This is a genomic window from Enterobacter hormaechei subsp. xiangfangensis (assembly GCF_001729785.1).
GTDB lineage: Bacteria > Pseudomonadota > Gammaproteobacteria > Enterobacterales > Enterobacteriaceae > Enterobacter > Enterobacter hormaechei_C.
In genome coordinates, this window is record NZ_CP017183.1 from 2,077,587 (window position 1) to 2,088,915 (window position 11,329).

Consider the following 11,329-nt stretch of genomic DNA (forward strand, 5'->3'; position numbering starts at 1 on the left):
GTGTTGTTGTGTTGTGTTTTTTTATTTTAAAGGTGACGGTGTCACGCCCTGCGGGATCGGACACTCGTACGGTTTTTCTGTTATGTGTTGTTCGAACTCTTCCCGGCATTTTCGCAACAGGTCGGCATCCTGAAGCAGATGCAGCGCGGTCGCGCCCATCACTTTTCCGGCCAGCAACATGCCTTTATGGGCAATAGAGGTACGCCCCTGCGCCACTAATTGCCAGGTATGCAGCGGGGTGCCCACGGTAAAACAGGGGCTAAAGCACTGTGCGACAGGCATCTTCCAGCTGACATCCCCCACATCGGTGGAGCCTGCCAGCACGTTATCGGTGATGGCATAAGGGGCAACTTCATCCACCAGCAACGTCTCCTGATGGCGTCGGGCAAACGCTTTTCCCTCTTCGGCCCCCGTTGCGGCAATGTTTTTCAGGCTGTTTTGCAGATCGTTTGCCGTGAGCGTAGCGCGGATTTTACGGGCAAATTCGCGTTCCTCTTCCGTCCAGGCCGGCGTGCCGTAATGCTGCAATGCGCGGTACATCGCCGCTTCGAGCGTTCGGTTCGGCAGATAGCTGGAGCAGGCTTTATCAAAGCGGCACTCGACGGTGGTTTCGGTCATCATCGCCGCGCCCTGGGCGATTTTCTCGATGCGCGCGTAGATCTGCTGCGCATCGGCCATCTCCGGGGCGCGGATCAGGTACAGCACCTCGGCCTGGGCCTGCACCACGTTAGGCGAAATTCCGCCGGTATCGGTGATGGCGTAATGAACGCGCGCTTTTTCAATGATGTGTTCGTTGAGGAAGTTTGTGCCGGTGGTCATCAACGTCACGGCATCCAGCGCGCTGCGTCCCAGATGTGGGGAGTTAGCGGCATGGGCGGCGATCCCCTTAAACCGCCAGGCGGCCTGAATATTGGCCAGCGTGCTGACGTTAAACATCCCGGCAAAGGCTTCCGGGTGCCATGTCACGGCAGCGTCCACGTCGTCAAATAATCCTTCACGCACCATAAAGGTTTTACCGGAGCCGCCTTCCTCGCCGGGACAGCCGTAAAAACGCACCGTTCCGCTGCCGCCGTGCTGTTCCAGCCAGCTTTTCACCGCCACCGCCCCGGCAAAGGCAGCCGTGCCTAAGAGGTTATGCCCGCAGCCGTGGCCGTTCGCCCCCGGGGTGGCGGATTGCGCCGTCGCGCAGTGTGCCTGCTGGCTTAGCCCGGCCAGGGCATCGTATTCGCCCAGAAGGGCGATAACGGGCTTGCCGCTGCCGTAGCTGGCAATAAAGGCGTTGGGAATGCCTCCGGCTTCCCGCGTCAGGGTAAAGCCCTCGGCTTCCAGCGCGCTGGCGAGGCGTTCGGCGGACCAGAACTCTTCAAAGCGCGTTTCGGGATGATCCCAGATGTCGTCGGCAATATCGGTAAACGTCTGACATCGCGTGTCGATGGCATCAGCGATAAAAGCGTAGTTCTCCTGCATTACACACCTCGCGTCCACGGGAAATTAAGCGCAGTTCGCGCCAGCGTTTCGATGGCAACGTTCATCACCTGCTCATCAAAATCGAATTTTTCGTTGTGATGTCCGGCGCTCAGCTGGGTGCCGAAAACCATATACGAGGCCATGCCGCCGTTCTGCTGCACGCGGGCCATCATTAGCGTGGCGTCTTCGGAGCCCGCAGGCGCTTTGACCTTATTAATGGCATGAGTCACACCGGGCACCTGGCTTGCCTGCTCGCGCAGATAATCGACCCAGGCCGGGGAAGGGACGCTGGAGGTCGCCGCCCCCATCAGGTTTATCCCGGCTGTTACGCCATAGAGCGCCGCCGCGCCGGTAATTACCGCCTGCGCGCGCTCAAAGACATACTGATTAATGGCCTCGCTTTCGCCGCGGGTTTCAACCTTAAGTAACGCATCAGCCGGAACCACGTTGCGTCCGCTGCCCGCCTGCATGACCCCGACGTTAACCCGGGACGCGCCTTCGCTGTGTGGCGCGATGCCATGCAGCGCGATAGCGGCCTGGGCAGCAGCAAGCAGGGCGTTACGGCCCTCTTCCGGTTTACCGCCAGCGTGTGCGGCGACTCCGGTAAAGCGCACGTCAAATTTGGTGGTCGCCATGAAGTTATCGCTGCCGCAGATCACTGTCCCTTCCGGAACGCCGGTTCCGATATGAATGGCGGTAAAGTAGTCTACGCCGTCCAGCGCGCCTGCGGCGACCATAGCGCGCGCGCCGCGCGTACCCTCTTCGGCAGGCTGGAAGATCAGTTTGATGGTGCCGTTGAGCTGCGCTTCATACTGCTTAAGCACCTGCGCGAGCCCCAGACCAATGGTGGTATGCCCGTCGTGGCCACAGGCGTGCATCATTCCCGGATTGCAGGAGGCAAACCCGTCGCGGAAGGGGCGATGGCTGTCGTCGAGCGCTTCGCTTAAATCAAGGGCGTCCATGTCCACGCGAAACGCCAGGGTTGGGCCCGGGCGGCCGGTATTCAGGGTCGCGACAATGCCGGTGAACCCGCCCTCAAACGGCGCCAGCCATTTCTCCGGCGCGCCCTGCGCCCGGGCGCGGGCAAACTCTCGCGAAAGGGTGGCGTCATCGGGCAGTCCCATACGGCTTTCGGCGTCGACCACGTCGCGACCCATCGCCAGCTCGTAACCCAGTGAGGCGAGGATCTCCGCCACTTTTGCCGCAGTGCGAAACTCCACCCAACCGGATTCCGCGAAATGGTGGAAATCGCGACGCCATGCGCTCAGTTGTGGGGCTAATGTCTGGATGTACTGCGCCAGTGCGTTCATATCTTTTCCTGTCATCATTAAAATATGTGAACTGCTTCACGCTGTGATAGTTTTTACTTATCACTAATCGTTTTTTCACAGTTTTAACCGTTCAGCAATTACCCTCGCACATCCGTTTCCATTAAAGTAGATGACAGTTTCTTTACTCTGATAAACAACGGTTATCGGTCTCGTTATGTCATTTCAGATTAAATTTCATCAAATCAGGGCGTTTGTCGAGGTGGCGCGTCAGGGCAGCATTCGCGGCGCCAGCCGGACGCTTAATCTTTCGCAGCCCGCGCTGACCAAATCCATTAAAGAGCTGGAGGAGGGTATGGCGGCCCAGCTATTTGTGCGCCGGAGTAAAGGCGTCGCGCTGACCGAGTGCGGGGAAGGGTTTTATCACCGCGCTAATTTGATTCTGGAAGAGCTACGCGCGGCGCAGGATGACATCCGCCAGCGGCAGGGCGAACTCGCCGGGCAGATCAATATTGGGATGGGAGCCAGCATTTCACGCAGCCTGATGCCAGCCGTCATTACGCGTTTTCATGCGCAGCATCCTCAGGTCAACGTCCGGATTATGGAAGGCCAGCTGGTGTCGATGATTAATGAATTACGTCAGGGTGAGCTGGACTTTACCATCAATACCTATTATCAGGGGCCGTACGATCACGAATTTACGTTTGAAAAGCTGTTCGAAAAGCCTTTTGCCGTATTTTGTCGGGCAGGACATCCGGCGACAGGGGCGACCTCAATTAATGAGCTTCTGCAATATAACTGGACGATGCCTACGCCCCGGGGAAGTTATTATAAGCAGTTACAGGATACTTTTAACCATCGCTCTCAAATACCGCGAATTGGCGTTGTCTGTGAGACCTTTTCCTCCTGTATTAGCCTCGTCGCACAAAGCGATTTCATCAGCATTTTACCGCAAGAGCTGGGCTGCGATCCGCTTCTGGCGCACCGTCTGATAATGCTGCCGGTTGTCGAAACCCTGCCTAAAGCGGCATATTATTTAATTCAGCGTCGTGATTCTCGCCAGACACCGCTTGCCGAATCATTAATCACGCAGTTTCGAAGAGAGGCCAGGAAATTAATTTAATAAAAATAACAACAATAAAAAATAGAGTCTGCCCGACATCAGACAGACTCCACAGAACACACAGTCGTGCATCCTTTCGCGGATCCTACATGCATTATCCATTGGGCAGGTTTATTAAGTTATAACAGCTTTTTCTTAAAAGAGAAGGACGTTGAGTGATTGATTTCACGATTTTTTAACGTATTTATTTAATTAATTACGGCTGAAATTTAAGTTAAGGTTAGATTAAATTTATTGCGTCTGCGATTATCTGTTCCTTAAGCCATTATTTGTACCCGTGCCCGGGTGATTGAGACCCGCAACGGGCGCAGGTATAGTACATCACTCAGATGTAGCCGGAGGATTTCCATGAACCCTGACGACAAATCACTTTTTCTTGACGCCATGGAGGATGTCCAGCCGCTCAAACGCTGCGCGGATATTCACTGGCAGCAGAGCCGCAACACGCGGGCGCGTCAGGAAATAGATACTGAGCAGCTCGATAACTTTCTGACGCTGGGGTTTCTGGAACTGTTGCCCCTTGACGAGCCGCTGATGTTCCAGCGTGAAGGGGTACAGCAGGGGGTATTTGATAAGCTGCGTTCCGGCAAATATTCCCGTCAGGCCAGCTTAACGCTGTTACGCCAGCCTGCGGAGCAATGCCGCCAGCTGGTCTATTCCTTTATTCGCCAGGCCGGACGTGACGGGCTACGCAACCTGATCATCGTGCATGGTAAAGGGCGTGAACAGCAGTCGCACCCTAACGTAGTGCGCAGCTATCTTGCGCGCTGGTTGACCGAGTTCGACGAAGTACAGGCCTTTTGCGAAGCGCAGCCGCATCACGGCGGCAGCGGAGCATGCTATGTCTCGTTGCGTAAATCAGAGGATGCGAAGCGAGATAACTGGGAACGCCACGCCAAGCGCAGCCGCTAATCAGGCAGGCGGGCGATATGCCCGCCTGTCACTCAGAAGGTTTCCCAGTTCGCGTCAGCTGTATTCGCGCCTGCCGCTGACGGGCGCAGCAGTACGGGCGTTTTCACGTTTTTAGGGCGAGCCGCCGGCGATGCCTGAGCGTTCAGCCGGAATGCCGCCACGGCCTGACGCAGCTGTACAGACTGATCTTCCAGCGCCGCCGCCGCCGTTGCCGACTCCTGTACCAGCGCGGCGTTTTGCTGCGTGACGCTGTCCATCTGCGAGACTGCCAGGCTGACCTGCTCTATACCGCGGCTCTGCTCGTCAGACGCCGAGGAAATCTCAGCCATAATATCGGTTACGCGCGTCACGGCCGCGACGATCTCTTTCATGGTCGCACCCGCCTCGCTCACCTGTTCCGAGCCGGTATTCACCCGGCTGACAGAGTTCTCGATAAGCCCTTTGATCTCTTTTGCCGCCTGCGCGCTGCGGCTGGCCAGCGTCCGTACTTCACCTGCCACGACCGCAAAGCCGCGACCTTGTTCCCCGGCACGGGCGGCTTCAACCGCCGCGTTGAGCGCGAGAATATTGGTCTGGAATGCAATGCTATCGATAACGCCGGTGATATGCGCAATTTGCTGAGAACTGTCGGCAATGTCATTCATGGTACGCACCACGTTATCCACCACCTGACCGCCGCGTGCGGCGGTTTCAGACGCATTCTTCGCCAGCAGCGTCGCCTGGCGGGCGTTATCCGAGTTCTGTTTCACCGTGGCAGTCAGCTCTTCCATGCTGGCGGCGGTCTCTTCCAGCGAGGCTGCCTGCTGCTCGGTTCGGGCGGAAAGGTCGTTACTTCCGGCGGCAATTTCTCCTGCGCCCGTGTAGATAGAATCTGTGCTGCCGCGCACGGCGCTGACGGTGCTCACCAGCGACTGCTGCATCTCGTGCAGACCAGCAGCCAGCTGGCCCATCTCGTTGCGCCCGGTAATCGCGACATTTTGCGTCAGATCGCCGCTCGCGATGGTGCGAATATGGTTCATGATGGCGTTGAGCGGTTTCAGGAGCAGGTGCTGTAAACCCTGCCAGATCACCACCAGCACGGCGATCACGGTCAGGAAGATCGCCGCCAGCGTCCACTGCATCTGGGTAAAGCTGCTCTGGTTCTCTTCGGCGGCGGCTTTCAGCAGAACGTTGTTTTCAGCGCGCCAGCGGGTATAGACCGCCTCCATCTCATCCTGCGCCTGCTGGGCGTCCAGGTCGCCATAGGCCTGATAGTTATCTGCGCGCAGATACTCAATGGACAAGCGCATCACCTCGTGCATTTGCTTCCAGGCTTTCTGCATCTCTTCGGTGAGCGCGGCATTCTGGCCCTTCACCTGCGGAATAACCAGCCAGTTTTTGTAATAGTCTTCGGCTTTGGCCAGCGAACCGTTGGCGGTGCCCAGCAGCGTGTTGATCGCCGCGAGAGAGGCCGGATCGCGCTGGTTTTTCAGGTAGCGGATCGCCACGCGGGTAACGGTAACGCGCGTTTTCACCAGCGTGTTAACGCTGTCGCTCAGGCTTTCCTGTTGGGCATTGAGTAACCCGGAGTTCTGAAAGTTGTGACGATCGTTGTTAACGGCAGAGTAGAACAACCCTCCCGTGACAACTTGCAGCAGACAGAATATGGTGAGGGCAAAGATAATACCGGTAATCACGTGCAGATTTTTCAGCATGGCGGTCATCCGTAAGAGAAGAGGCAGGGTTACATCAATACTATCGTCGTAGCGAATTTAAACTTTAATTTTACTATTGCTTAACTAATGGTTTCGTTGCGGAACCTGTTGTAAATCCGGATCATTTTTTATGAGGAAGGTCAGCATGAGCAGCATAGATAAAAGCGGAACGTTCACGCTCGGAACGCGTACGGTTAAACGATTTGGCTATGGCGCGATGCAGCTTGCCGGGCCTGGCGTTTTTGGTCCGCCAAAAGATAAAAATGCGGCGCTGGCAGTGCTGCGTGAAGCGGTGGCGTTGGGTGTGAATCACATTGATACCAGCGATTTTTACGGACCTCATGTGACCAACCAGCTTATCTGCGAGGCGCTTCATCCGTACCGGGACGACCTTACGATTGTGACCAAGATCGGAGCCCGACGCGGCGAGGATGCCTCCTGGCTGCCGGCGTTTTCCGCGCAGGAGCTGACGCAGGCGGTGCATGATAACCTGCGTAACCTGAAGCGGGATGTGCTGGACGTGGTTAACCTGCGGATCATGTTTAGCGCCCACGGACCGGCGGAAGGCTCGATTGCCGCGCCGCTGAGCACCCTTGCGGAGCTGCAACAGCAGGGGCTGGTTCGTCATATTGGGCTGAGCAACGTCACCGCTTCGCAGGTTGCTGAAGCGCAGAAGATGGTTTCCGTGGTGTGCGTACAGAACATGTACAACGTTGTGAATCGCGGTGACGATGCGCTGGTTGATTCGCTGGCGCAGCAGGGGATTGCCTGGGTGCCGTTCTTCCCGCTGGGTGGTTTCACGCCACTGCAATCTTCCGGACTACAGGCGGTGGCGGATTCACTGGGCGCGACGCCGATGCAGGTGGCGCTGGCATGGCTGCTGCAACGCTCGCCAAATATCCTCTTGATCCCGGGAACCTCATCGGTGGCGCATCTGCGTGAAAACCTGGCGGCAGTCGATCTGGTATTGCCGCCTGAGGCGCTGGAGACGTTAAATTCTCTGGTGGGGTAATCCCGATACCAGCAAAAGCCCGGAGGATTTTTCGGGCTTTTGCTGTTTATGATCCAATCTGACTTCTTTGGCGGTGAAGCGCTAACGCTTCTGCCACGATTTCCTGCTTACTTTTCCGTGTTTCATACGCAGTAATGCGGATGTACTCCATCAGCGCAGGATCGATGCGCGCACTTAACATCCTGAGTTCGGCCTCCTTTGCGACACCGCGAGCAACACGCTTATCGGGATAATCACGGGCGGGCATAGAAAACGTCCTCCAAAAATTGTCTTGTTAATTTGTGCTGTAAAATATGCGCTAGTCTAAATATAAAGTCAACGTATAGTGTATGCGGAGTGATTTGTGGTTACTTTGTTTTGTTTTTATAGTCATGTTAAAGTCATTGCGTAGTGAAGTTTTATGACGCGTTACGCTTGTCTGTGCGTAAAAATTTACAAAACAAATAATCTTCATTGCTATAGGGGGTTATAAGCGAAGCGGTTAAGGCGTAGCCAGCCGCTTACGCTGACATGGCTTGATCGATACCTCAGTTAAAACTACTGTATATAAAAACAGTATGGAGGTGTTTATCATGATCTTTTTCAGACCCGCAGAGTTGCGTGAAATCGTTGCTATTCCACTTTTCAGCGACTTAGTACAGTGCGGCTTCCCCAGCCCGGCAGCGGATTATGTAGAGCGGCGTATCGATTTAAACGAGTTATTAGTCGCCCATCCCAGCTCCACTTACTTTGTCAAAGCCGCCGGTGACTCGATGATAGAAGGGGGGATCAATAACGGTGATTTGCTGGTGGTGGACAGTTCCCGCAAGCCTGAGCATGGCGATATCGTGATTGCGGCGGTAGAGGGCGAATTTACCGTGAAGCGCCTCCAGCTGCGTCCCAATATTCAACTCAACCCCATGAACAGCGCCTATTCACCGATTATTGTCGGCAGCGACGATACGCTCGATATCTTTGGTGTAGTGACGTATATCGTGAAATCCGCGAGCTGATCGTGTTTGTGAAGCTTAATTAATAGGCAATAAGTTAATTCTCATCATGCAAAAATCTTACGTCACCTGAGCTGTCTTGTCGGCAAACCTGATATTCATCGCATAAGCCGGAACTTGCTGGTCAAATATTCTGGTATTGGCGAATTACAGAGTGATATCCCATTTTTTTTATTTTGTTATGTTCCTGCACTTTAGTGAGTTTTCTTTTCTTCCGACAGAATACATTTTGTCTACATTATAATTTTAATTTATGATTCGCACACGAACAATTGATGTTACGCAGGGTTTTAGCATCGTGGCAGTCAATAAAACCCTGCTGTTATAAAGTAATCAGGAGATTCATTTTTATGTCAGACAATAATCCCCGCTCATCCGGCTGGTTAGGCCCGTGGTGCCTGCTGGTGGGTGTGATACTTCTTGTAACGGGGCTCTTTTTTGCTATCGGCGGTTTTAAACTGGTTTCCCTGGGGGGGAGTTGGTATTTTCTCATCGCCGGGGTTATCACTCTGCTCTCTGCGATTCAGTTCTTCCGCCGCAAGTCCTCTGCCGTGGGGCTGTTTGCCCTGGTGTTTCTTGGCACCCTGATTTGGGCATTTTTCGATGCCGGGCTCGACTTCTGGCCGCTGGTTTCCCGTTTAATGGTACCCGCCGGGCTGATGGTGCTGGCAGCTGCCACCTGGCCTGCATTGCGTAAACGTGAAGGAAAACCGTCCTGCGCAAAAGGGGCCCTGGGGGTCTGCGCGGTCCTTATTATTGCCATGGGCGTCACCTTTGTTCAGATGTTTCAACCCCATCCGACCGTGCCGTTTAGCGGTGAAAAACGTCCGCTGGTACCGGTAAAAGATGATGCGAAACAGCAGAACTGGGATCACTACGGTAATACGGCCGGCGGTAGTCGCTTTGTGGCGCTGGACCAGATAACCCGTGACAACGTGAAAAACCTGAAACCGGTCTGGACCTACCATACCGGTGACGTACCGGAAAGTCCGGACGGCAATGGCGCAGAAGATCAGCAAACGCCGCTACAGGTTGGCGATCGTGTCTTCCTCTGTACGCCGCATAACAACGTGATCGCCGTGGATGCCGATAGTGGGAAAGAGATCTGGAAAGCGGAAATCAACGCCAAATCTGCAATCTGGATGCGCTGCCGTGGCCTGGCATACTTTGATGCCACCAAACCGCTGGCACAGCCAACGGTAGCGGGCTCCACGCCGGTTCTGCCAGCGCAGGTCGCACCGGGCGCTGCATGCCAGCGCCGTATCCTGATGAATACTATTGACGGTAAGCTGATCGCGTTAGACGCCGATAACGGCAAATTCTGCCCGGACTTCGGTACTAACGGCAGCGTTAACCTGCATGAAGGGATGGGCGACGCGTCAGATCCCACCTACGTGCTGACGTCGGCCCCGACGCTGGCGGGTACGACGGTTGTCGTTGGTGGCCGCGTTGCGGATAACGTCAGCACCGATATGCCGGGAGGCGTTATACGTGGTTATGACGTGATCACCGGCCAGCTGCGCTGGGCGTTCGACCCGCGTAATCCGGATCCGAACTATGTTCTGAAGCCGGGCGAACACTACAAACGTAGCTCTGCAAACTCCTGGGCCCCTATGTCCTGGGATGCGTCGATGAATACCGTGTTTATCCCGATGGGGAGTTCCTCCGTCGACCTGTGGGGCGCTGACCGTATTCCGGAAGATCATAAATACGCCACCTCAATCCTCGCGCTGGATGCGACTACCGGGAAAGAGAAGTGGGTATACCAGACCGTGCATAACGACCTCTGGGATTTCGATATCCCGATGCAGCCGAGCCTGGTTGATTTCCCGACAAAAGAGGGCAACAAGCCCGCGGTGGTGGTGGGCACCAAAGCGGGGCAAATTTATGTTCTTGATCGCCTGACGGGTAAACCGCTCACTGAAGTGAAAGAGGTTCCGGTAAAACCAGCGGATATTCCACGTGAACAGTACCCGGCAACGCAGCCGCGCTCTGTGGGGATGCCGCAGATTGGCGCGGAAACCCTGAAAGAATCGGATATGTGGGGGGCGACGCCGTTTGACCAGCTGGCCTGTCGTATCAGCTTCAAATCAATGCGTTATGACGGTCTGTACACGATGCCGGGAACCGATATTTCCCTGAGCTTCCCGGGCTCGCTGGGGGGAATGAACTGGGGTAGTCTGTCCACGGATCCGAACAACCAGTACATCTTCGTCAACGACATGCGTCTGGGTCTGTGGGTCCAGCTGATTAAACAAGATCCGCAAAGCGCAGTGGCAAACACGGGCGGTGAAGCCGTGAACGCCGGTATGGGCGCTGTTCCGATGAAAGGAACGCCGTATTCGGTCAACAAAAACCGTTTCATGTCACCGCTGGGTATTCCGTGCCAGAAACCACCGTTTGGCTCTCTCTCTGCGATTGACCTGAAAACACAGAAAATCGTCTGGCAGGTGCCGGTCGGTACCGTTCAGGATACCGGTCCGTTTGGGGTAAAAATGCGTATGCAGATGCCTGTCGGTATGCCGACGCTGGGCGGTACGCTGGCCACGCAGGGCGGTCTGGTCTTCATTGCGGGAACCCAGGATTACTACCTGCGCGCCTTTGATTCCTCTACGGGGGAAGAAGTGTGGAAAGCGCGTCTCCCGGTGGGTAGCCAGGGCGGACCTATCAGCTATGTATCACCGAAAACCGGCAAACAGTACATTCTGATCTCTGCTGGCGGTGCACGCCAGTCGCCGGATCGTGGTGACTACGTGATTGCCTACGCGCTGGATAAATAACAGCGAAATAAACAGCCTGGCCCCGTCGTAGTACGGGGCTTTTTTTTGACTGAAAACCACGCACAGGAAGAAAGCTGCGGTTCC

9 protein-coding genes are annotated in these 11,329 nt (G+C 55.3%); 5 read left to right on the plus strand and 4 right to left on the minus strand.

Features of this window, described 5'->3' with window-relative positions; all coding sequences use genetic code 11:
• Positions 1–21: 21 nt before the first annotated feature.
• Complete coding sequence (locus BFV63_RS10025; RefSeq protein WP_003857528.1) at positions 22–1,467, minus strand: M20 family metallopeptidase; 1,446 nt, start codon at positions 1,465–1,467, stop codon at positions 22–24.
• Positions 1,467–2,777, minus strand: coding sequence for a M20 family metallo-hydrolase (locus BFV63_RS10030; RefSeq protein ID WP_032658257.1), 1,311 nt, complete (start codon positions 2,775–2,777; stop codon positions 1,467–1,469). Before BFV63_RS10030 ends, BFV63_RS10025 begins: the two co-directional genes overlap by 1 nt.
• A gap of 175 nt (positions 2,778–2,952) precedes the next feature.
• On the opposite strand from BFV63_RS10030, the gene BFV63_RS10035 reads away from it, so the two are divergent.
• Together BFV63_RS10035 and smrA are read left to right on the plus strand one after the other, a co-directional pair.
• Entirely contained in the window at positions 2,953–3,858 is a 906-nt protein-coding gene (locus BFV63_RS10035) for a LysR family transcriptional regulator (protein ID WP_003857524.1), read from the plus strand.
• A gap of 348 nt (positions 3,859–4,206) precedes the next feature.
• On the plus strand, positions 4,207–4,770 hold the full coding sequence (smrA, locus tag BFV63_RS10040) for a DNA endonuclease SmrA (protein ID WP_003857522.1): 564 nt from the start codon (positions 4,207–4,209) through the stop codon (positions 4,768–4,770).
• Positions 4,771–4,802: 32 nt separating this feature from the next.
• On the opposite strand, the gene tcp is transcribed toward smrA, so the two are convergent.
• Positions 4,803–6,464, minus strand: coding sequence for a methyl-accepting chemotaxis citrate transducer (gene tcp / locus BFV63_RS10045; RefSeq protein ID WP_069597522.1), 1,662 nt, complete (start codon positions 6,462–6,464; stop codon positions 4,803–4,805).
• Between the two features lie 145 nt (positions 6,465–6,609).
• On the opposite strand from tcp, the gene BFV63_RS10050 reads away from it, so the two are divergent.
• Positions 6,610–7,476 (plus strand): aldo/keto reductase family oxidoreductase, encoded by an 867-nt coding sequence (locus BFV63_RS10050; protein ID WP_022651043.1) that lies wholly within the window; start codon positions 6,610–6,612, stop codon positions 7,474–7,476.
• Between the two features lie 46 nt (positions 7,477–7,522).
• Here the strand turns inward: BFV63_RS10050 and BFV63_RS10055 are convergent, their stop codons facing one another.
• Positions 7,523–7,723, minus strand: coding sequence for a hypothetical protein (locus BFV63_RS10055; RefSeq protein ID WP_003857516.1), 201 nt, complete (start codon positions 7,721–7,723; stop codon positions 7,523–7,525).
• 325 nt (positions 7,724–8,048) lie between these two features.
• Here BFV63_RS10055 and BFV63_RS10060 point away from each other — a divergent pair, with 325 nt between their 5' ends.
• On the plus strand, positions 8,049–8,468 hold the full coding sequence (locus BFV63_RS10060) for a translesion error-prone DNA polymerase V autoproteolytic subunit (RefSeq protein WP_003857514.1): 420 nt from the start codon (positions 8,049–8,051) through the stop codon (positions 8,466–8,468).
• A 347-nt stretch (positions 8,469–8,815) separates the two neighbouring features.
• Positions 8,816–11,245 (plus strand): glucose/quinate/shikimate family membrane-bound PQQ-dependent dehydrogenase, encoded by a 2,430-nt coding sequence (locus tag BFV63_RS10065; RefSeq protein WP_003857512.1) that lies wholly within the window; start codon positions 8,816–8,818, stop codon positions 11,243–11,245.
• Positions 11,246–11,329 lie beyond the last annotated feature (84 nt).

Bases quoted from the DNA above. Each gene is read 5' to 3' on its own strand.
- BFV63_RS10025 (WP_003857528.1), bottom strand. From the start codon at position 1,467: ATGCAGGAGAACTACGCTTTTATCGCTGATGCCATCGACACGCGATGT.
- BFV63_RS10030 (WP_032658257.1), bottom strand. From the start codon at position 2,777: ATGAACGCACTGGCGCAGTACATCCAGACATTAGCCCCACAACTGAGC.
- BFV63_RS10035 (WP_003857524.1), top strand. From the start codon at position 2,953: ATGTCATTTCAGATTAAATTTCATCAAATCAGGGCGTTTGTCGAGGTG.
- smrA (WP_003857522.1), top strand. From the start codon at position 4,207: ATGAACCCTGACGACAAATCACTTTTTCTTGACGCCATGGAGGATGTC.
- tcp (WP_069597522.1), bottom strand. From the start codon at position 6,464: ATGCTGAAAAATCTGCACGTGATTACCGGTATTATCTTTGCCCTCACC.
- BFV63_RS10050 (WP_022651043.1), top strand. From the start codon at position 6,610: ATGAGCAGCATAGATAAAAGCGGAACGTTCACGCTCGGAACGCGTACG.
- BFV63_RS10055 (WP_003857516.1), bottom strand. From the start codon at position 7,723: ATGCCCGCCCGTGATTATCCCGATAAGCGTGTTGCTCGCGGTGTCGCA.
- BFV63_RS10060 (WP_003857514.1), top strand. From the start codon at position 8,049: ATGATCTTTTTCAGACCCGCAGAGTTGCGTGAAATCGTTGCTATTCCA.
- BFV63_RS10065 (WP_003857512.1), top strand. From the start codon at position 8,816: ATGTCAGACAATAATCCCCGCTCATCCGGCTGGTTAGGCCCGTGGTGC.